Source organism: Pseudomonas sp. GW821-FHT09C08 (assembly GCF_059418125.1).
Genome location: NZ_JBWKPG010000003.1, coordinates 355,861 through 376,857, shown reverse-complemented (window position 1 = coordinate 376,857; position 20,997 = coordinate 355,861). Strand labels below are relative to the sequence as shown.

The 20,997-nt window shown below is 61.9% G+C and carries 19 protein-coding genes; 8 read left to right on the top strand and 11 right to left on the bottom strand.

Features of this window, described 5'->3' with window-relative positions; genetic code table 11:
- Positions 1-30: 30 nt before the first annotated feature.
- Both AC07OJ_RS12745 and AC07OJ_RS12740 read right to left on the bottom strand, forming a co-directional pair.
- Positions 31-747: a fimbria/pilus chaperone family protein gene (locus AC07OJ_RS12745; protein ID WP_495094609.1), complete on the bottom strand. Its 717-nt coding sequence runs from the start codon at positions 745-747 to the stop codon at positions 31-33.
- Positions 748-847: 100 nt separating this feature from the next.
- Complete coding sequence (locus AC07OJ_RS12740) at positions 848-1,504, bottom strand: DUF1120 domain-containing protein (protein WP_065902377.1); 657 nt, start codon at positions 1,502-1,504, stop codon at positions 848-850.
- A 447-nt stretch (positions 1,505-1,951) separates the two neighbouring features.
- On the opposite strand from AC07OJ_RS12740, the gene ppx reads away from it, so the two are divergent.
- Positions 1,952-3,454, top strand: a complete 1,503-nt coding sequence (ppx, locus tag AC07OJ_RS12735; protein ID WP_213551290.1) for an exopolyphosphatase — start codon at positions 1,952-1,954, stop codon at positions 3,452-3,454.
- Positions 3,455-3,892: 438 nt separating this feature from the next.
- On the opposite strand, the gene ppk1 is transcribed toward ppx, so the two are convergent.
- Positions 3,893-6,115 carry a polyphosphate kinase 1 gene (ppk1, locus tag AC07OJ_RS12730; protein WP_065902381.1) on the bottom strand — a complete coding sequence of 741 codons (2,223 nt, stop codon included), beginning with the start codon at positions 6,113-6,115 and terminating at the stop codon, positions 3,893-3,895.
- Between the two features lie 18 nt (positions 6,116-6,133).
- On the bottom strand, positions 6,134-7,147 hold the full coding sequence (gene hemB, locus AC07OJ_RS12725) for a porphobilinogen synthase (protein WP_065902384.1): 1,014 nt from the start codon (positions 7,145-7,147) through the stop codon (positions 6,134-6,136).
- 207 nt (positions 7,148-7,354) lie between these two features.
- On the opposite strand from hemB, the gene AC07OJ_RS12720 reads away from it, so the two are divergent.
- Complete coding sequence (locus AC07OJ_RS12720; protein ID WP_106802324.1) at positions 7,355-7,990, top strand: DedA family protein; 636 nt, start codon at positions 7,355-7,357, stop codon at positions 7,988-7,990.
- Here the strand turns inward: AC07OJ_RS12720 and AC07OJ_RS12715 are convergent.
- Positions 7,971-9,206 carry a sterol desaturase family protein gene (locus tag AC07OJ_RS12715; protein WP_106802323.1) on the bottom strand — a complete coding sequence of 412 codons (1,236 nt, stop codon included), beginning with the start codon at positions 9,204-9,206 and terminating at the stop codon, positions 7,971-7,973. The two genes, AC07OJ_RS12720 and AC07OJ_RS12715, sit on opposite strands and share 20 nt — an antisense overlap.
- 116 nt (positions 9,207-9,322) lie before the next feature.
- Here AC07OJ_RS12715 and elbB point away from each other — a divergent pair, with 116 nt between their 5' ends.
- Complete coding sequence (elbB, locus tag AC07OJ_RS12710; protein WP_495094608.1) at positions 9,323-9,988, top strand: isoprenoid biosynthesis glyoxalase ElbB; 666 nt, start codon at positions 9,323-9,325, stop codon at positions 9,986-9,988.
- Between the two features lie 191 nt (positions 9,989-10,179).
- Here the strand turns inward: elbB and AC07OJ_RS12705 are convergent, their stop codons facing one another.
- Together AC07OJ_RS12705 and AC07OJ_RS12700 are read right to left on the bottom strand one after the other, a co-directional pair.
- Positions 10,180-10,635 (bottom strand): YaiI/YqxD family protein, encoded by a 456-nt coding sequence (locus AC07OJ_RS12705; RefSeq protein ID WP_065902390.1) that lies wholly within the window; start codon positions 10,633-10,635, stop codon positions 10,180-10,182.
- A 2-nt stretch (positions 10,636-10,637) separates the two neighbouring features.
- A complete protein-coding gene (locus AC07OJ_RS12700) occupies positions 10,638-12,533 on the bottom strand; it encodes an FTR1 family protein (protein WP_106802321.1) in 1,896 nt (631 codons plus the stop codon).
- Positions 12,534-12,801: 268 nt separating this feature from the next.
- Between AC07OJ_RS12700 and AC07OJ_RS12695 the strand changes: the two genes are divergently transcribed.
- Genes AC07OJ_RS12695 through AC07OJ_RS12680 form a run of 4 tightly spaced genes read left to right on the top strand, consistent with a single transcriptional unit; the run spans position 12,802 to position 15,945 of the window.
- Entirely contained in the window at positions 12,802-14,199 is a 1,398-nt protein-coding gene (locus tag AC07OJ_RS12695; RefSeq protein ID WP_065902394.1) for a COG3014 family protein, read from the top strand.
- A 10-nt stretch (positions 14,200-14,209) separates the two neighbouring features.
- Positions 14,210-14,581 (top strand): YcfL family putative periplasmic lipoprotein, encoded by a 372-nt coding sequence (locus AC07OJ_RS12690; RefSeq protein ID WP_008439304.1) that lies wholly within the window; start codon positions 14,210-14,212, stop codon positions 14,579-14,581.
- A gap of 29 nt (positions 14,582-14,610) precedes the next feature.
- Entirely contained in the window at positions 14,611-15,198 is a 588-nt protein-coding gene (lpoB, locus tag AC07OJ_RS12685) for a penicillin-binding protein activator LpoB (protein ID WP_015886479.1), read from the top strand.
- Between the two features lie 3 nt (positions 15,199-15,201).
- A complete protein-coding gene (locus tag AC07OJ_RS12680; RefSeq protein WP_495094607.1) occupies positions 15,202-15,945 on the top strand; it encodes a penicillin-binding protein activator LpoB in 744 nt (247 codons plus the stop codon).
- 141 nt (positions 15,946-16,086) lie between these two features.
- Here the strand turns inward: AC07OJ_RS12680 and AC07OJ_RS12675 are convergent, their stop codons facing one another.
- The 3 genes from AC07OJ_RS12675 to AC07OJ_RS12665 form a co-directional block, all read right to left on the bottom strand.
- Positions 16,087-16,719 (bottom strand): LysE family transporter, encoded by a 633-nt coding sequence (locus tag AC07OJ_RS12675; RefSeq protein WP_065902398.1) that lies wholly within the window; start codon positions 16,717-16,719, stop codon positions 16,087-16,089.
- Between the two features lie 90 nt (positions 16,720-16,809).
- Positions 16,810-17,382, bottom strand: a complete 573-nt coding sequence (locus AC07OJ_RS12670; RefSeq protein WP_065902400.1) for a mechanosensitive ion channel family protein — start codon at positions 17,380-17,382, stop codon at positions 16,810-16,812.
- The gene (locus AC07OJ_RS12665; RefSeq protein WP_065902402.1) at positions 17,382-19,292 is read right to left on the bottom strand and encodes an ATP-binding cassette domain-containing protein; all 1,911 of its coding nucleotides are present in this window, start codon (positions 19,290-19,292) and stop codon (positions 17,382-17,384) included. Before AC07OJ_RS12665 ends, AC07OJ_RS12670 begins: the two co-directional genes overlap by 1 nt.
- 50 nt (positions 19,293-19,342) lie before the next feature.
- Here AC07OJ_RS12665 and AC07OJ_RS12660 point away from each other — a divergent pair, with 50 nt between their 5' ends.
- Positions 19,343-19,810, top strand: a complete 468-nt coding sequence (locus tag AC07OJ_RS12660) for a TIGR02444 family protein (RefSeq protein WP_495094606.1) — start codon at positions 19,343-19,345, stop codon at positions 19,808-19,810.
- On the opposite strand, the gene AC07OJ_RS12655 is transcribed toward AC07OJ_RS12660, so the two are convergent.
- Positions 19,807-20,946, bottom strand: a complete 1,140-nt coding sequence (locus AC07OJ_RS12655) for an AlgP family protein (RefSeq protein ID WP_495094605.1) — start codon at positions 20,944-20,946, stop codon at positions 19,807-19,809. The two genes, AC07OJ_RS12660 and AC07OJ_RS12655, sit on opposite strands and share 4 nt — an antisense overlap.
- Positions 20,947-20,997 lie beyond the last annotated feature (51 nt).

The window sequence follows — 20,997 nt, the reverse complement described above, 5'->3', positions numbered from 1 at the left end:
CTGTTATTCGACTGGTTGTTCATCGGTCGATCAACCCTCGTCGGCATTGATCAGGGCCCGATAGCTATCCGCCGAAAACCCGTAGAGCGTGGCCGGCCTGATCTCGACGCCCGTCACGCCCTCCAGCGCGCCGTCGACCTGCACCGCAAGCGCTTCCCCCGGCAACACATAGGTGCGCGGCAAGGTGGCGAGCCCCCCTTGGGGCAGCAACTGCACCTGTGGCTCCAGGCGTACCACGTAGGCGCTGTCGTTGTGGACCGTGAGACTTTTGCCCGCACGTTTCCACTTCAGCAGTTCCCAGGGCGTGTCGTGCACAGGCAGATCCTTTGGGTGCAGGATCAGCGGTAAATTCTGCCGCAAGGTGATACCAATCGTCGCACCGCCTGGGCCGCGTGCCTGGGGGATGCCCTCGAAAGACACCCGCTTCAATCGCTGGGTCTTCAGGGGTTCCTTCAATGTGGCGATAAAACGTACCAACTGGGTTTCACCCGCCTCCACGCGTGTGATGGGCGGCGTCACGATCAACAGAGGCTCGACGTCTTCGGGCACATTTTCCACGACCGAGTGAAGTAGCGCCGGTCCAGGGTCGGTATTCTTGATATTTATCGTTGCTTCGCCCTGTGCTTCATAAAGCACAACGACGGTGGTTTCCGGCAACATGCCATCCGCGAGGGCAACACTGTTAAAACACAACAACAAACCTGCACAAAACAACCGCGTATTATTGATGACTGAAAGACTAAGCACCCAGTATTCCCCACGACATAAGTTGGCGATTGATAATCAGGCCCGGATAAAACAGCCGACAAGAAATACACACATTTCTGATCGGCTATCATTCAGTCGCTTAGATGTAACTCAACTCAAGTGTTGCGCGCCCATCAAGGGTAATGTCACGACTCAGGTCCAGGTCTTGCGCCCTGTTGATCACTGCGCGCACCGCAATGGTCCCGGTCAGTTGAGGAATCGAGGCCGGGGAAATCGCAGTGCCGCTGCGCCACGAGTATTGAGAGGGCGATTGGGCGACCTTACCGTCGCTGCTCTGCCAGCCACCGGAACCGACACGCATGATCGGAAACAGCGTCGCAGTGCTTGTCCTCAGGTCCCTGAGGGTGACCGCAAAGCCGCCGGTGCGGCGACCAGACACCATGCCCAAGCCATAGTTATGCGTTTCGGTATAACCCGAACCCAATGCATTGAGGATCCCCGAGACCTTGCTGGCGGACTGCAGGTCGACAAATCTCAGTCCGAACGTCATGGGTGTGCTGCCACAACTGACGCTCAGGGGCGTGGTTCGTTCGGCCAGGGGGTTGAAGGCGGTCTGCTGCAACGTGCCCGAGGGAATATCGCCGTAGTTGATAATCCCGCCACCGGTCATGCTGAGGTTGCAGGCGGTGGGCTTGATAGTGCCCCTGACAATCAGCTCGGCACTGGTGGACGCATGAACATTGAGGGCGCCAGCCAGGCACGCGATACCAAGAGTCAATCCAACAATTTTTTTCATAATCGACCTGTCATCTAAAGTTAGGAGGCGCCTTTATTTGCGCTTGAATAAACAAGCCATAAATAAATAACACCACGGCAAGATTGCCGAGTGACAGTCTGTCGCTTTGATGCCCGAACAAAGAATAAGACGACACCGTGATTACTGTGGGAGTGATATAAACAAACTGTCGTCTGAGCGCGCCGCAACAGTAGTCCCGAACCACTTAACGAATAGAACCCTGACGTTTAATTTGTAGGCGAAATCATGATCAGCCGTCCAGAAGCACGAAGTTATATATTCCTACAGCTTCCAACGACTGTGCTAACAGTGGTGCGGAAAGTTTGACTACATTTCCTACAGTAATCGCCTACAGACGACCTGAGAGAAATTCCCGCAGCACTACGCGTTGGCGTTGGCGGTCGATCGTGGCACGATGGCAAGGTTATCGACCGAGACCCCCAAACCATGCCGCAATCCCAAGCCAAGAATCTGTCCCTGATCGCCGCCATCGACCTGGGCTCCAACAGCTTTCACATGGTCGTGGCCAAGGCCCAGAACGGCGAAATCCGCATCCTTGAGCGGCTCGGCGAGAAAGTGCAACTGGCCGCCGGGATCGACGACGAGCGCCAGCTCAATGAAGAATCCATGCAGCGCGGGCTCGATTGCCTCAAGCGTTTTGCCCAACTGATCAACGGCATGCCCCTGGGCGCCGTACGAATCGTCGGCACCAACGCCCTGCGCGAAGCACGCAACCGCGGCGAATTCATCCGCCGCGCCGAGGAAATCCTCGGGCATCCGGTGGAGGTCATCTCCGGCCGTGAAGAGGCGCGCCTGATCTACCTGGGTGTCTCGCACACGCTGGCCGACACACCGGGCAAGCGCCTGGTCGCGGACATCGGCGGCGGCAGTACCGAGTTCATCATCGGCCAACGCTTCGAACCACTGCTGCGCGAAAGCCTGCAGATGGGCTGCGTCAGCTTTACCCAACGCTATTTCAAGGACGGCAAGATCACCCCGGCGCGCTACGCCCAGGCCTACACGGCGGCGCGCCTGGAGATCATGAGCATCGAACACGCCCTGCATCGCCTGACCTGGGATGAAGCCATCGGTTCGTCCGGCACCATCCGTGCCATCGGCCTGGCCTTGAAAGCCGGCGGCCATGGCACCGGCGAAGTCAACGCCGAAGGCCTGGCGTGGCTCAAGCGCAAGCTGTTCAAACTGGGCGATGCCGAGAAAATCGACTTTGACGGCATCAAGCCCGACCGTCGCGCCATTTTCCCGGCCGGCCTGGCGATTCTCGAAGCGATCTTCGACGCCCTCGAGCTGCAACGCATGGACCACTGCGACGGCGCCTTGCGCGAAGGCGTGCTCTACGACCTGCTGGGCCGTCACCACCATGAGGACGTGCGTGAGCGTACCCTCAGCTCGCTGATGGAGCGTTATCACGTCGACCTGGAGCAGGCCGCCCGTGTCGAGCGCAAAGCCTTGCACGCATTCGACCAGGTGGCCGAAGACTGGGACCTCGAAGAGGGCGTATGGCGTGAGCTGCTGGGTTGGGCGGCCAAGGTGCATGAAGTGGGCCTGGATATCGCCCACTACCATTACCATAAACATGGCGCCTACCTCATCGAGCACTCGGACCTCGCCGGGTTCTCCCGCGAGGACCAGCAAATGCTCGCGCTGCTGGTACGTGGCCATCGCCGCAACATCCCCAAGGACAAGTTCGCCGAATTCGGCGACGAAGGCATCAAGCTGATCCGCCTGTGCGTGCTGCTGCGCTTTGCGATCCTGTTCCACCACATCCGCGGCACCCAGGAAATGCCCCAGGTGACCCTGCGCGCCAACGGCGAAAGCCTCGACGTGGTGTTCCCGAAAGGCTGGCTGGACGAGAATCAACTGACCCAGGCGGACTTCGCCCAGGAAGCGGAGTGGCTGACGCGGGTGGGGTTCAGCCTGAACCTGCGCTGACCTCGAAGCAGGCAGCTAGCGTGGCATGAGGGCTTGTTGTCTGTGCCGAGCGGGCCTTGTTGGAGTAGGCAGGCGTGTTGTCTTGGCAAGTAGGCCTTATGTGGGTGGCAAGCGAACTTCTTGTGGCGAGCGGGCTTGCCCCGCGTTGGGGCGCGAAGCGGCCCCGACCCATCAAGCCACCGAGGAGCGTCAGTCAGAGCGCATTGGCAGGTTTTGGGGCGGCTGCGCCACCCAACGCGGGGCAAGCCCGCTCACCACAAACAGCCCACTCCCCACAAACAGCCCACTCACCACAAACAGCCCACTCCCCACAAAGAGCCCACTCCCCACAAAAGGCCCGGTCACCACAAAAAAGCCCGCTCGCCACAATAATTGGGCTACACCCAGCACAAAAAAACGGCCCTTAAAGGGCCGTTTTTCATGCTGCCAGGTAAAGCCTCAATTCACCGAGAGGATCGGGCTGCCCAACTTCTCCAGCAACGTCGCCTGCGCGCTGCGCGGGTTCTGGTTGCCGGTTGGCGTGTTGCGCACGTAGCGGCCATCCGATTGCAGGCTCCAGCTGTGGGTGTTGTCGGTGAGGTAGCTTTCCAGCTCCTTCTTGACCCGCATGATCAGCTTCTTGCCTTCTACCGGGAAACACGTCTCCACACGCTTGTCGAGGTTGCGCTCCATCCAGTCGGCGCTGGAGAGGAACATCTGCTCCTCGCCGCCGTTGAGGAAGTAGAACACGCGGGTGTGCTCCAGGAAGCGGCCGATGATCGAGCGCACATGGATGTTGTGCGAGACGCCGGCGATGCCCGGGCGCAGGCAGCACATGCCACGCACCACCAGGTCAATGCGCACGCCGGACTGGCTGGCCTTGTACAGCGCGCGGATGATCTTCGGATCGGTCAGCGAGTTGAACTTGGCAATGATGTGCGCCGGCTTGCCGTCGAGGGCGAACTGGGTCTCGCGGGCAATCATGTCGAGCATGCCCTTCTTGAGGGTGAACGGCGCGTGCAGCAGCTTCTTCATGCGCAACGTCTTGCCCATGCCGATCAACTGGCTGAACAACTTGCCGACGTCTTCGCACAAGGCGTCGTCGGAGGTCAGCAGGCTGTAGTCGGTGTAGAGCTTGGCGTTGCCGGCGTGATAGTTGCCGGTACCCAAGTGGGCGTAGCGCACGATCTCACCGGCTTCACGGCGCAGGATCAGCATCATCTTGGCGTGGGTCTTGAAGCCCACCACGCCGTAGATCACCACCGCGCCGGCGGCCTGCAGGCGGCTGGCCAGTTGCAGGTTGGATTCTTCGTCGAACCGCGCACGCAGCTCGATCACCGCGGTGACTTCCTTGCCGTTACGCGCCGCGTCGACCAACGCATCGACAATCTCCGAGTTGGCGCCGGAGCGGTACAGGGTCTGGCGTACGGCCAAGACATGCGGGTCCTTGGCGGCCTGGCGCAGCAGGTCGACCACCGGGGTGAAGGACTCGAAGGGGTGCAGCAGCAGGATGTCCTGCTTGCTGATCACGCTGAAAATGTTTTCGCTGTTTTGCAGCAGTTTCGGGATCTGCGGGGTGAACGGCGTGTATTGCAGCTCCGGATGGCTGTCCAGGCCGGTGATGCTGAACAGGCGCGTCAGGTTTACCGGACCGTTGACTTGATACAGCTCGGTCTCGCCCAGGTTGAACTGCTTGAGCAGATAGTCCGACAGGTGCTTGGGGCAAGTATCGGCCACTTCCAGGCGCACCGCGTCGCCGTAGCGCCGCGAGAACAGCTCGCCACGCAGGGCACGCGCCAAGTCTTCGACGTCTTCGGAGTCCAGCGCCAGGTCGGCGTTACGGGTCAGGCGGAACTGGTAGCAGCCCTTGACCTTCATGCCCTGGAACAGGTCATCGGCGTGAGCGTGGATCATCGACGAAAGGAATACATAGTTATCGCCAGGCCCACCCACCTCTTCCGGTACCTTGATGATCCGTGGCAGCAAGCGCGGCGCCGGGATAATCGCCAGGCCCGAATCGCGACCGAAGGCGTCGATACCTTCGAGCTCGACGATGAAGTTCAGGCTCTTGTTCACCAGCAACGGGAACGGGTGCGTCGGGTCGAGGCCGATCGGGGTGATGATCGGCGCGATTTCGTCGCGGAAGTAACGGCGCACCCAGGTCTTGATCTTGGTGGTCCAGTGACGACGACGAATGAAGCGGACCTGATGTTTTTCCAGTTCCGGCAGCAGGATGTCGTTGAGGATCGCGTACTGGCGGTCCACATGGCCGTGCACCAGCTCGCTGATGCGCGCCAGCGCCTGGTGCGGCTGCAGGCCGTCGGCGCCGGCTTGTTCACGGGCGAAGGTGATCTGCTTCTTGAGGCCGGCGACGCGAATTTCGAAGAACTCGTCCAGGTTGCTGGAGAAGATCAGCAGGAATTTCAGCCGTTCCAGCAACGGGTAGGACTCATCCAGCGCCTGCTCCAGCACGCGGATATTGAATTGCAGTTGTGACAGCTCGCGGTGGATGTACAGGCTGCTGTCATCCAGGTTGGTCACCGCGACCACCGGCGCCGGCACAGGCGGCTCGGCCACCACGGCAGGCGCGGCCGGCTCCAGCTCCGGCGGGGTCTCGGTGACTTGTTCCACCACCGGGTGAGCGTCTTTTACGGCAACTTCGGAGAGTCCTTCGGTATTCATCGAGTGTTCCTGTGAGGGCTATTGTTGCTCTCTAAGCAATTGGGCAGCGCGGGCGGCGAAGTAGGTCAGGATGCCATCGGCGCCAGCACGTTTAAAGGCAGTCAGGGATTCAAGGATCACCCCTTCACTCAACCAGCCATTCTGGATCGCGGCCATGTGCATGGCGTATTCACCGCTGACCTGATAGACAAAGGTCGGCACTTTGAATTCCTCTTTGACCCGGTAAAGGATGTCCAGGTAAGGCATCCCGGGCTTGACCATCACCATGTCGGCACCTTCGGCCAGGTCAGCGGCCACCTCATGCAGGGCTTCGTGGCTATTGGCCGGGTCCATCTGGTACGAGGCCTTGTCGGCCTTGCCCAGGTTCAGCGCCGAGCCCACCGCATCGCGGAACGGGCCGTAATAGGCACTGGCGTACTTGGCCGAGTAGGCCATGATCCGCACATTGACGTGGCCCGCCAGTTCCAGGGCTTCGCGAATCGCCTGGATGCGACCGTCCATCATGTCTGACGGCGCCACCACCTGGGCGCCCGCTGCGGCGTGGGACAAGGCCTGCTTGACCAGCGCGTCGACGGTAATGTCGTTTTGAACATAGCCGTCTTCGTCCAGAATGCCATCCTGGCCGTGGGTGGTGAACGGGTCCAACGCCACGTCGGTGATCACCCCCAACTCCGGGAAACGCTCGCGCAGGGCGCGGGTGGCACGCTGGGCGATGCCTTGCGGGTTCCAGGCTTCGGCAGCATCCAGCGACTTGAGCCCAGGCGGCGTGACCGGAAACAGCGCCAGCGCCGGAATCCCCAGCTCAACCCAGTTCTGCGCCTCGATCAGCAACTGATCAATGGTCAAGCGCTCTACACCCGGCATCGACGCCACCGCTTCCCGACGATTGTCACCGTCCAGCACAAACACCGGCAGGATCAGATCGTTCGTGGTCAGTACGTTTTCACGAACCAGACGACGAGAAAAATCATCACGGCGATTGCGGCGCAGGCGGGTGGCAGGGAACAGGCGATTGGCAGGGGTAAAGCTCACGACAGACTCCTGAGCCCGTGTTTACGGGCGAGCGTTGCAGTTATAAGCGGCCATTATGACGAAGGAATGACAGTTGTGCTTATCGATGCGACCTGTAGTCGCATTCGTCGTTTATGTAGGAATTGTTCACTTCGTGACACATCTCGATACTTTCATGAATGTTCGCGAAGGCGTAGGCTGCGCGTTCATTTCGCCAGCACCCAGACCATGCTTCAACAATTTCTGCATGACTTCGGCTACTTTGCCCTCTTCCTAGGCACGTTCTTCGAAGGCGAGACCATCCTGGTTCTCGCAGGCTTCCTGGCGTTCCGTGGATACATGGATATCAACCTGGTGGTCGTGGTTGCCTTCTGCGGCAGCTACGCCGGCGACCAGTTGTGGTATTTCCTTGGACGCAAGCACGGCCGCAAACTGTTGGCGCGCAAGCCGCGCTGGCAATTGATGGGCGACAAGGCCCTGGAGCATATCCGCAAGCATCCGGATATCTGGGTGCTGAGCTTCCGTTTTGTCTACGGGTTGCGCACGGTGATGCCGGTGGCGATCGGCCTGTCGGGCTATCCGCCGGCGCGCTACTTGATCCTCAACGGCATCGGCGCCGCGATCTGGGCTGCCGCCCTGGGGGCTGCGGCCTACCACTTCGGCGCAGTGCTGGAAGGCATGCTCGGCAGCGTCAAGAAGTACGAGTTGTGGGTGCTGGGCGCCTTGCTGCTGCTGGGCTTCGGCCTGTGGCTACGCCGCCGCTTCAAGAACGCGCGGATTGCGCGCCAGGCGTGTGAGGATGCCAAGGCCCGGCTCGCCGCCGAGCCGGCCCCCGTCGAGACGCCTAAGACACCAGTCGAGTAAGCCGGCTTCTGCAGCAGTAGAGGCCGATCACGCTGAGCAGGCTGTAACTCGCCAGCCCCAGCCAGCCCAAGCTGCTGGCCGGCCATAGCCCGACCAGCGGCGCCAGCCACACCAGTGGCACATTCAGCGCCAGGCGCACCAGCTCAGCCTTCAGCGCCCACGGGCGATTCTCCAAGGCAACGCCCAGGGTAAAGAGTCCCAACGCCATCGCGCCCCAGCCCAGCACCAGCGCCTGCGTGGGCAGCCCTTCGCCGAAATTCATCAGATAGCTGCCAAAGCCCACATACGCCGCAAACTGCAGGGCGACGTACACCTGTTGGCGCGCGTCCAGCGGCACCTCGAATTTGCGGAACTGGGCGAGGTCCGGCTTGGCCAACGGATATTTCGCTTTCACATCCGCCGGCCGCCAGCCGGTGCGCATGAACCAGATACGCAGCTTGTCCCACACGCTCTCGGTGCGCCGCGCATCACTCCACAACTGTGCATAAAACTGCAGGTTGGCCCACAGCGGATTCCAGCTGGCCAGGGGTGTGGTGACGCCAAAGATCACCGGCTCGTTGTCGTCCTCTTCCTGAAAGCTGCCGAACAGCCGGTCCCAAATAATGAACACCCCGCCGTAGTTGCGATCCATGTAGAGAGCGTTCTGTGCATGGTGGGCCCGATGATTGGACGGCGTGACGAAGAACCATTCGAACCAGCCAAGCTTGGGCACATGGCGGGTGTGCACCCAGAATTGGTACAGCAGGTTGAGCGACGCCACGCTGATAAACACCACCAGCGGCACGCCGAGCACGGCCAGGGGGAGATAGAAGATCCAGCTCAGCAGAAAGCCGGTGCTGGTCTGGCGCAAGGCCGTGGTGAGGTTGTAGTCCTCGCTCTGGTGATGCACCGAATGCGCGGCCCAGAGGATGTTGCGCTCATGGCCGCAGCGGTGCAGCCAGTAGTAGCAGAAGTCGTAGAAGACGAAGGCGAATACCCAGGTCCAGACGCTGTGGGCCGACAGCTCGATCACGGCCAGGTGCTTGAGTGCAAACGCGTAGGTCAACAGCCCTACGCCCTTGGTGAGCAGGCCCGTGGTGGTGGACAGCACGCCGGTGCTGAGGCTGTTGATGGCATCTGCCACACGGTAGTTGCGCTGCCCGCGCCAACGATCGGCGAGCAGCTCCACCACGATCAAGGCAATGAAAAACGGTACCGCGTAAGGCACGAAGTCCATGGTCTGGTCCGGTCTATTTTTGTTACATCAAGATTAGGTGCAGCGGCGCGAGATCCCATTGGCAACAGATGACAAATTAGTAGACATTTAACGCCAAGACCCCAGGAGAAATGCCCATGAGCAAAAAGATTGCAGTGATCCTTTCCGGCTGCGGCGTGTATGACGGCGCAGAGATCCACGAAAGCGTGATCACCCTGCTGCGCCTGGACCAGCGCGGCGCTCAGGTCCAATGTTTTGCCCCGGATATTGCGCAACTGCATGTGATCAACCACCTCACCGGTGAAGAGATGCCCGAATCACGCAATGTACTGGTGGAATCTGCCCGAATAGCCCGGGGCCAGGTGAAGGACATTCGCGACGCCAACGCCGACGAGTTCGACGCGTTGATCGTGCCCGGCGGATTTGGCGCGGCGAAAAACCTGTCGAACTTTGCCGTCGAAGGCGCCGGTTGCAGCGTCAACCCACAGGTGCTGGAGCTGGCCGAAGCCTTTGCCGAAGCGGGCAAGCCGGTGGGGCTGATCTGCATCTCGCCTGCCCTGGCCGCGAAGATCTACGGCCCTGGCGTGACCTGCACCATCGGTAACGACGCCGACACCGCCGCCGCCCTCGACAAGATGGGCGCCACCCATCACGAATGCACGGTGGAAGACATCGTCGAGGACAAGGCGCGCAAGCTGGTGAGCACACCGGCGTACATGCTGGGCAAAAACATCAGCGAAGTGGCGTCAGGCATCAACAAACTGGTGGATCGCGTGCTGGAGCTGACGCACGAGAACGACTGACCGTTGATTGTGGCAAGCAGCTCGTTGTCCGTGGCGAGCGGGCTTGCCCCGCGTTGGGGCGCGCAGCGGCCCCAGTGGGGCACCGCGGTCATTCAGACACAACGGGGTGACTGGTTTCAGGGCGGCTTCGCCACCCAACGCGGGGCAAGCCCGCTCGCCACAGAAAACAAGCCCGCTCCCCACAAGGGAGGTCAGGCCTGGCGCATCAGCCGCGTCAGGAGGCGATCCAGCGCATTGGCAAACGCCTGCTTGTCCTTCTCCCCGTGGGGCGGTGGACCGCCGCCCATCTGGCCTTGCTCGCGCAGATCAGTGAACAGGTTCCGCACCGCCAAGCGTTCACTCATGTTTGCCGGGCTGAACTCCTTGCCGCGCGGGTCCAGAGCCGTGACGCCCTTTTTCACCAACCGGTCGGCCAGGGGCACGTCGCTGCAGATCACCAGTTCACCGGGCACCGCGTGCTCCACCAGGTAGTCATCGGCCGCGTCCGGGCCGCTGGGCACCACGATCAATTTCACGCAAGCAAAGCTTGGCTTGATCTGGCTCTGCCCGGCCACCAGCACCACCTCGAACTGACGCTTTAAAGCGAACTTCACCACCTGGTCCTTGGCCGCCCGCGGGCAGGCATCTGCATCGATCCAGACGCGCATGCCTATGCCACCACTCGGCGCTTTTCGGCCAGGCGGCTGCGGCCGTACAGCACCGCAATCGCCAGGATTGCCACGGCCTGCGCACCCAGCGAGTACGCATCGGCGTGGATGCCCAGCCAGTCAAAGTCAAAGAACGCCACCGGCCGCGTGCCGAAGATGCCCGCTTCCTGCAACGCCTTCACGCCGTGCCCGGCAAACACCACCGACAGCGCGCACAGCAGCGCCGCGTTGATACCGAAGAACAGCGCCAGCGGCAACTTGGCCGAGCCGCGCAGGATCACCCAGGCCAGGCCCACCAACAGCACCAGCGCCGTGGCGCCACCCGCCAGCACGGCGTTGTGCCCAGCCGGGCCGGCCTGCAGCCACAGGGTTTCGTAGAACAGGATCACTTCGAACAGCTCGCGGTACACCGAGAAGAACGCCAGCATCGCGAAGCCGAAACGCCCGCCACCGCCGACCAGGCTGCTCTTGATGTAGTCCTGCCAGGCCGCTGCGTGGCGCCGGTCGTGCATCCACACGCCGAGCCACAGCACCATCACGCTGGCAAACAGCGCCGTGCAGCCTTCAAGCAATTCACGCTGGGCGCCGCTCACGTCAATCACATACGCGGCCAGCGCCCAGGTGGCCAAGCCAGCCAACAGCGCCAGGCCCCAACCGACGTTGACGCTGCGCACCGCCGATTGCTGGCCGGTGTTACGCAGGAACGCGAGGATCGCGGCCAGCACCAGAATCGCTTCCAGCCCTTCACGCAGCAGGATCAGCAAACCGGAGATGTAGCTCAACGACCAACTCAGGCCATCGCTGCCGAGCAGACCGGCAGACTCCGTGAGCTTGCCCTTGGCCACGTCCAGGCGCTGTTGCACCTGCTCGATCGGCAAACCGTCCTGCAGCGACTGCCGATAGGCCATCAGGGCCTTCTCGGTGTCCTTGCGCACGTTGGCGTCGACGTTATCCAGCGAACTCTCCACCAGCTCGAAGCCTTCCAGGTACGCGGCTACCGACAGGTCGTAGGCCTGGTCATGGTCGCCGTTGCGGAAGGCAGCGAGGCTCTTGTCCAGGGTCGCGGCGGTGTAGTCGAGCAACTGCGCCGGGCCCCGCTTGACTTGCGGCGGCTGTGCACGCTGGGCGCGGAAGGTCGCGGCAGCGGCTGGGCCGTTGGCGGCCAGCACTTCATTGGGGGTCTGGCGGGCCAGGTCGGCGAGGTTGAACGGTTGCTCGGTTTTCGCCGCAGCCGGATCGGCGGTGAAGCCGGCGATGTAGGTCGCAAGGTCCCAGCGCTGGCGATCATCCAATTGGTCGGCGAAAGACGGCATATCCGTGCCTTCGACGCCCAGGCCGAGGGTGTTGTAGATCGCGTAGAGGCTCAGGCGATCCAGGCGCGCGGCATCGCGCAGGTTGGCCGGCGGTGGCGTCATGCCCACGCTGGCCGGGCCATCACCGGCGCCGGCCGTGCCATGGCACACCGAGCAATGCTGCGCGTACAGCGGTGCGCCGCGCGTGGGGTCGGGCGTGATCGCCGGCGCCTGGCTGACTTCATACGCCACCGCCAACTGGGCACCGAGCTGGCGCGCCTGGCGTGCAACTGCGCCGCCATCCTGGCGGGCGGTTACCGCGGCCAGGAGTTCATCGACACCCTTTACCAGCGCCGCGCGTTCCGGGCGCTGCGGCAGCTCTGCGACCAGGCCCTGCAACACGCCGAGAAATTCCAGCTGCTCACTGTATTCGGACTCATCGATGACCTTGCCCGCCTCCACCGTCGGTGGGTAGTCGGCGCCAATGTAGTCCAGCAAATGCAGGGCCTGGGGGGCGCCCTCGGCAGTCGCGGCCAACAGGTTGAAGCTGCACGACATCAACGCCGGCAACAGCAGCCAGGCGAGAAAACGGAAGGGGGCAGTCATGAATGAATCTCAAAGGGAAATACGAAGTAACACATTGTTAAGCCTTAAAGGATTTGACTCAAGGCGTTAGTGATTTGTCGTTTGCGAGGGCGGGAAATTTCAGCGGCGCAGTAGTGGCATCCGCGTCGACTCATTCAAAGCAAAAAGCCATTGTTTTGCCAGTAATGGCGCTTATAATGCCGCGCCCTGTTAGTGCGAAAGGGAATTTCGTTCCTCGTTTTTATGAGGAATCATCACATCAGCTGAAGACTTTCAGGGAAGAAGTTGCATGGCATTTCGCGCCTTACCTCCGCTCGCGCTCGTGGCGGTTACCTTGCTGTCCGGTTGTTCGATGTTCCGCAGCTACGACACCGAGCTGCAAGCCACCAACCAGCAATTGGCCACTGGCAACGTCGACGGCGCCCTGACACTGCTGGAAAAGAACAACAGCGGCGACGACAAGGACCTGCTGTATTTCTTCGAGAAAGGCGAGTTGCTGCGGGCCAAGGGCGACATCACCGGCAGCCAGACCGCCTGGCGCAGCGCCGACCTGCAAGTCTACAAGTGGGAAGAGTCGGTCAAGTTCGACAGCGAAAAGTACCTCTCCCAGTTCGGCAGCTTCCTGGTCAACGACAAGGTGCGTCGCTACGAAGGCTATGACTACGAAAAGGTCATGCTGACCACGCAGATGGCTCTGAACCTGCTGGCCCTGAACGACTTCGACGGCGCACGCACCGAAATCAAGAAGACCCACGAGCGCGAAGCCGTGATCGCCGACCTGCGCGACAAGGAATACCTCAAGCGTGAGGACGAAGCCCAGCGCGAAGGCGTGACCACCCAGATGAAAGACCTGCGCGGCTACCCGGTGGAGTCCCTCGACGCGCCGGAAGTGGTCGGCCTGAAAAACAGCTACCAGAGTGCGTTCAGCCATTACCTGGCCGGTTTCGTCTACGAAGCCCTGGGTGAAAAAGACCTGGCCGCGCCCGGCTATCGCAAGGCCGCCGAGCTGCGCCCCAACACCAAGCTGCTGGAACAAGCCCTGCTGGACCTGGACAAATCCAAGGTCGGCGCCGACGAAACCGACGTGCTGATCGTGGTCCAGAGCGGCCTGGCCCCCGCGCGCGACTCGATTCGCTTGCCGCTGCCGATCCCGATCAATGGCAACCTGGTGATCACCCCGCTGTCGTTCCCGGTGATCAAGGCCGACACCTCCACGGCCACCTTCGCCCAGATCGGCATCGACGGCCAGCAGCAGAACCTCACCGCGCTCAACAGCACCACGGCCATGTCCCGCCGTGCGCTGCGCGATGACATGCCCGGCATTATCCTGCGCACCACCGTGCGGGCAGTCACCCGTGGCGTGGCGCAAAACAACCTGAACAAGACCAACCCGATGGCGGGCCTGGTGCTGGGTATCGCCTCGGCCGTGACCGAAGGCGCCGATACCCGCACCTGGCGCACCCTGCCGGACATGACCCAAGTCACTCGCCTGCGCCTCAAGCATGGCGAACACCAGGTCAGCCTGCCCAACGCCCTGGGCGGCACGCTGGTGACGGTCAAGGCCGACCAGCGTTACCAGGTGATCACGCTGCGCGTGGTCGGCAACCAGGTGTTCGCCGGCGGGCTTGCGGCCCATGTGGTGCCGAGCACGCCGCCCCAGGCCATTGCCACCCTCAAACAACCTTAAGGAGCACGCTATGCGTCATTTCATCCTCGGCGCCCTGGCGCTGGTCCTGCTCGCCGGCTGCGCCACCCCGCCGCCGCCGGAGCCTGGCAGCGCCGCGAGCAAAATCGTGGTGATGGGCAAGTTCAAGGGCATCGCCGTCGGCGCCATTCGCGTCGCGCGCGAGAATGGCTTCCTCACCGCCAAGGTGCAGTTGAGCAACATCACCAGCAGCAACCAGATGATGTATTACCGCTTCGCCTGGCTGGGCGCCGATGGCTTCCCGGTGGGCGACGAAGAAACCTGGAAAGTGCTGAACCTGTACGCCAACCAGGCAACCTTCCTGCCGGCCATCGCCAATTTGCCCCAGGCCGCTGACTTCCGTCTCGAAGTCAAAACCCCTTGAGCCGTCCACCCTTTTTGAGAGATTTCCCCATGTTTGCACGCTTCTCGATCCTCGCCGTGGTGGCCGTCCTGGCCAGCGGTTGCGCCAACACCTCGCCGGTACTGGGCGGCAAGAACATCAGCTACGGCGACACCAAGGCCGTGGAACTGGTGACCAACGAGTTCGGCTCCACCGACCTGCAGATGATCGCCGAAAGCATGACTCGCTCCCTGGCCCAGTCCGGCATCCTGCAGGGCCGCCCGGTGGTGCAGGTGTATGACGTGAAGAACAAGACCAGCGAATACATCGACACCCGCGAGATCACCACGTCGATCAAGACCCAGCTGATGAAAACCGGCACCGCGCGCTTCGCCAGCGACAACACCGACATGCAAAGCCAGGTCGACCAGCTCAAGCTGCAGAACCAGAGCGGCCTGTACAAGAAGTCCACCGTGAGCAAGACCGGCAACATGGTCGCCGCCAAGTACCGCCTGGAAGGCTCGATCAGCTCCATCGTCAAGCGCAGCTCGGACTACAAGGACGTGTTCTACAAGTTCAGCCTGCAGCTGATCGACGTCGAGAGCGGCCTGGCCGAATGGATGGACGAAAAAGAAATCCGCAAGACTACGGAGCGCTAAGCAATGCGTGCATGGATCGGCATGATCGGCCTGCTGTGCGCCTTTGGCGCCTCGGCCGCCCCGAAGATCGCGGTGACCGACCTGGCCTATGAGGCGCGGGTCGAGGAATACATTCACCAGGTGTCGGCCAATAACAACTTCCAGGCCAGCGCTTACCACGCCAGCGGGTCCTCGAACTACAGCGAGTACGAAAGCCGTACCAGCTACATCGAGCAGACCGAGCTGCGCAAGTTCAGCGGTGATATCAAGGGCGAGATCCTCAAGTCCCGGCAGTTCCAGTTAGTGCAGGGCACGCCCTACACCGCTGACGCCAAGGGTGACGTCTACGACGTGATCAAGCGCATCAAGGCCGGTCACTTCAAGGGCGCGGACTATGTGCTGTTCGGCACGCTGTCGGACATCGACTTTACCCAGGACATCAACGCCCTGGACCACACCAACAGTTACTCGGCGGTGCTGGGCCTGACGCTGGTGGCGGATTTCAGCCTGATCAACACGCGCACCTACGAGATCACCTCGGCGTTCACCGCCATGGGCGAAGGCCAGGACACCAAGCTGGTCAACAACCGTGACGTACGCGTCAGCCTGAACCGACCACGCGTGGTTAAAGAGGTGTCGAAAGCCTTGGGTGAGGATGTTGCGCGGCAGCTGGCCGAACAACTGGGTAGTGGTTATCAGGAACAACCTGGGCAGCCGGCATTGCGCAATAACCTGCCACGGGATGAAGCGCCGAAGATCCTGCGCTGAATGAAAATCCCGCTACCGACATAAAACCAATGTGGGAGCGGGCTTGCTCGCGAATGCGGTGGATCAGTCAATACATCTGGTGACTGACACTGCGCATTCGCGAGCAAGCCCGCTCCCACATTTTTTAACCGGTTTCGTCAGTTACGCCGTCGCGCGATGCAAGCTGGCGAGGAAACCCGCCGCTCCCACGAACAACCCGGCAAACGTGCGGTTCATGCGTTTCTGCTGCTTCGGTGTACGCAACAGACGCAACACTTTCGAGGCCAACCCGGTGTAGCCCGCCATCACGATCATGTCGACGCTGATCATCGTCGCGCCGAGGATCAGGTACTGGATCAGCAGCGGCGCCTGCGGGTTCACGAACTGCGGCAGCACCGCCAGCATGAACACCAAGGCCTTGGGGTTGCTGGCGTTGACCAGGAAACCACGGAACATCATCGCCATCGGCTTGCCGATCGGGCGTATCGTCGCGTCCTCGCTCATGTCCATGGGCAAGGCACGCCATTGCTTGATGGCCAGGTACACCAGGTAGGCCACGCCGAACCATTTGATCGCATAAAACGCGGTAGACGATGCCGCCAGAATCGCGCCCAGGCCACCCGCTACCACGGCAATCTGCATCGCCAGGCCCAGTTGCAGGCCGATGGCGTTCCAATAGCCGCGCAGGAAACCGTATTGCAGGCCGCTGGACATCGACGCGATGGCACCGGCGCCGGGGGAAAGGGAGATGATCCAACTGGCCACGAAAAAGGCCAGCCATGTGTCGAGTGCCATTACACACCTCAGGGAAGAGTTAGCGGTTATGCCTAAAGCTAACTCCGCCGACCAAAGGCTGGCTATAGATTTTTTTTCAAGATGTGAATACTAGCGATCGCCGGGGAACACGTGAGTCCCTGGCCAACGCCGCACCGAGCGCTGGAAGAACAGGCTGTTGGGGACCTGCACCATCGCGCTGTCAGTGCCGGCTTCTGCCACTTCGACCAGCGTGGTGTAGAGCAGGTTGATCGCCACCACCCGGCCCTTCACGCCGGGTTTGTCGACGGTATCCACCAGCTCGACGATATCACCGAGGCGAAACGGCCCGACGGTGAAGATCAGAATCGCGCACAGCAGGTTGGAGAGCACCGACCACATGGCGAAGAACGCCACCGCCGCCACCGCCACGAACCCCGACAGCGCGGTCCACAACACCGTGGCAGACACTCCCAGGCGGCCCAGCACGAAGATCAGCGCACTGCCCATGATCAGCCAGCGCAAGCCGCCGCGCAGCGGCATCAGCAATTGCGGCGGCAGCGGGTAGCGCTCGCCCAGGCGCGTCAGCCCCTTGGCGACAAAGCGCTGGGCGAGGTAGCCGGCCAGCAGGATCAACAGGATTTGCACACCGATCCACACGGGCTCGACCCATTGCGTCGGTATCGGCAGCTGCAACGCTTCCATCAGGACAGCGCCTCCAGCTCCGCCTGCAGGGTTTCCAGCAACTCGAGGGCTTCCATCCAGGTTTCCTCCAGCTGCCCTTCACGCACCTTGAGCTTGGCCTGTTCGGCAAGCAGGTCGCGCAGCTCATCCTTGCGCGCAGCCTCATACACGGCGCTGTCGCCCAGGCTGGTCTCGATCTTGGCCAGGCGCTCGTGCACCTTGCCCAACTCGGCTTCCAGCTTGTCGGCTTCACGCTTGTGCGGCGCCAACTGTTGGCGCAACGCAGCAGCGGCCTGGCGTTGGGCTTTCTTGTCGGTCTTGTCCGGGTTGACCGGGGTGTTGCTGACCGGCGCGTTGCGCAGGCGGTAATCCGTCAGCCAGCGCGCGTAGTCGTCCAGGTCGCCGTCGAACTCTTCGACTTTGCCATCCGCCACCAGCAGGAAGTTGTCGGTGGTGCTCTTGAGCAAGTGGCGATCGTGAGACACCACCAATACCGCACCGCTGAACTCCTGCAAGGCCATGGTCAGCGCCAGGCGCATTTCCAGGTCCAGGTGGTTGGTCGGTTCGTCGAGCAGCAGCAGGTTCGGGCGATCCCAGGCGATCAAGGCCAGGGCCAGGCGGGCTTTTTCGCCGCCGGAGAAATTCAGCACCGGCTCATCGATGCGCGCGCCACGGAAGTCGAAACCGCCGAGGAAGTCGCGCAGGGTCTGCTCGCGCTCGGTCGGCGCCAGGCGCTGCAGGTGCAGCAACGGGCTGGCCTTGGAGTCGAGGGAGTCCAACTGATGCTGGGCGAAATAGCCCACTACCAGGTTCTCGCCACGGGTCAGGCGCCCGGCCAGGGGTTGCAACTCGCCGGACAGGTTCTTGATCAGCGTCGACTTGCCCGCACCGTTAGGCCCGAGCAAACCGATGCGTGCACCCGGCGTGAGCTGCAGCTTGACCTTCTCCAGGATGGTTTTGTCGCCATAACCCAGGCGTGCATCCGAAAGGTCGAGCAGCGGGCTGGAGATTTTCACCGACTCACGGAACACGAAATCGAACGGCGAATCGACGTGGGCCGCCGACAGCTCTTCCATGCGCTCCAGGGCCTTGATCCGGCTCTGGGCCTGGCGGGCCTTGGTGGCCTGGGCCTTGAACCGGGCGATGTAGCTTTCCATGTGCGCACGTTGCGCCTGTTGCTTCTCGTAGGCCTGTTGCTGCTGGGCCAGGCGCTCGGCACGCGCGCGTTCAAACGCAGTGTAGCCGCCCCGGTAGAGGGTGATTTTCTTCTGTTCGACGTGGGCGATATTGTCGACCACGGCATCGAGGAAATCCCGGTCGTGGGAAATCAGCAGCAAGGTGCCTGGGTAGCTCTTGAGGAAGTCTTCCAGCCACAGGATCGCATCGAGGTCCAAGTGGTTGGTCGGTTCATCGAGCAGCAACAGGTCCGAGGGGCACATCAGCGCCTGGGCCAGGTTCAGGCGCATGCGCCAGCCGCCGGAGAAGTCGGCGACCGGGCGGTCCATCTGTTCGTTGGTGAAACCCAGCCCGGCGAGCATCTTGCGGGCGCGGGCGTCGGCCGTGTAGCCGTCGGCGCTGTCGAGTTCCGAGTGCAGGCGGGCCTGGGCCGCGCCGTCCTGGGCTTTCTCGGCCTCGGCCAGGTCATGTTGCACCTGGCGCAGGCGCAGGTCGCCATCGAGCACGTAGTCGATCGCGATGCGGTCCAGGGTGTCGATCTCCTGGCGCATGTGGGCGATGCGCCAGTCAGCCGGCAGCAGGCAGTCCCCGGAATCCGGGGTCAGCTCACCCAGCAACAAGGCGAACAACGTGGATTTGCCGGCGCCGTTGGCACCGATCAGGCCGGCTTTGTGACCGGCGTGCAGGGTCAGCTCGGCGTCTTCAAGAAGACGTTGCGGGCCACGCTGTAATGTTAGGCTTTGAAGTCGGATCATAATGGCGGCGGAGTCTACCAGCTTCGTTGGCCGCTGGCTTGGGTGTGAATATGTGCGCTGACCTGTGGAGCTTTGCCCTCTCGACTTACGCCCGCCCAGGGTGCGAAGCCGCTTGCCTGCGCATGCAGGCGCAAGGTGCAGATGTGTGCCTGTTGCTCTGCGGCGCGTGGCTGGAACGGCGCGCTGTAGCGCCGACACCCGAACGCATCCTGGCGCTGAAACAGATTGCCGGGCCCTGGCAGGCACAGGTGGTCGGACCGTTAAGGCACGTGCGCACACAATGGCGGGCCATGGCGCGGCAGGATGAGGCAGTGGCGGCGTTACGCGAAAGGGTCAAGGCCCTGGAACTGGATGCCGAACGCACGCTGCTCAAGCGCCTGGAAGCGCTGGCGCAAGCATGGCCGGGTGATGACGTGGCGGGGCAACCGCGATGGCTTGAAGGACTGGCGGCTGAGGATGCCGCCAACCTTGACCACAACGCGCTGCAGCAGCTGCGCGTCGCGGCCACCGGCGCTTAGGAAGCGCTGGTTGGGGTGGTGCTTGGCGCTACCGGTGCAGGAGTGCTGCTGGTCGGTGCGGTTGGAGCGCTGGACGCTGCGGTAGCAGCAGGTGCAGCCGGGGTCGCTGGCTTTGCCGGAGCTGGCTTGGCTGCAGCGGGTTTTGCAACTGGCTTAGCGGCTGGCTTTGCAGCAGCAGGTTTAGCGGCTGGCTTGGCCGCTGGTTTTGCAGCAGCAGGTTTGGCAACTGGCTTGGCGGCCGGTTTTGCAACAGCAGGTTTGGCAGCTGGCTTGGCGGCTGGTTTTGCAGCAGCGGTTTTAGCAGCTGGCTTAGCGGCTGGCTTTGCAGCAGCAGTTTTGGCAGCTGGCTTGGCGGCTGGTTTCGCAGCAGCGGTTTTAGCAGCTGGCTTGGCGGCTGGTTTTGCAGCAGCAGGTTTGGCAGCTGGCTTGGCGGCTGGTTTCGCAGCAGCGGTTTTAGCAGCTGGCTTGGCGGCTGGTTTTGCAGCAGCGGTTTTAGCAGCTGGCTTGGCGGCTGGTTTCGCAGCAGCGGTTTTAGCAGCTGGTTTGGCGGCTGGTTTTGCAGCAGCGGTTTTAGCAGCTGGCTTGGCGGCTGGTTTCGCGGCAGCGGTTTTAGCAGCTGGCTTGGCGGCTGGTTTTGCAGCAGCAGTTTTAGCAGCTGGCTTGGCAGGTGCTTTCGCAGCAACAGCCTTGCTTGCCGGCTTTTTCGCCGAGCTGGCGGCAACGGCTTTTGCAGGGGTACGAGCGCCCAGCACTTTAGCCACGGCTTCCTTCACACGACCAACGCCCTGGGCCAGTTTCAGGCTTTCCTGAGCATCTTTTTTGAGTTGGGAAATGTAAGTGCGGGTTTCAGCTTGGCGATCCTTGAGGGCGTCCAGCAAGTCCTCAAGTTCTTTGACAGCGTCTTTGGCCTTGGCTTGTGCCTTGGCCTTGCCGGCAGTCGCGGCGTCTTGCAGTTTGGTGCGGGATTTGTGCAGCTTTTCTTGCGCTTTACCGCGTTGTTTTTCCAGCTTGGCGAGCAGCTTTTCTGCATCGGCCAACGCTTGGGAACAGGCGCTTTCCAGGTGTTCGAGCAAGCTGCCCGAAAGTTGTTGGAGTAAATGCAACGGGGTATTAACAGGCTTCTGTTTGGCCGACATGGTTTACCTCCTGGCTGACGTGGGTGCGGCTCATACTAGCCCTCTGCTCTT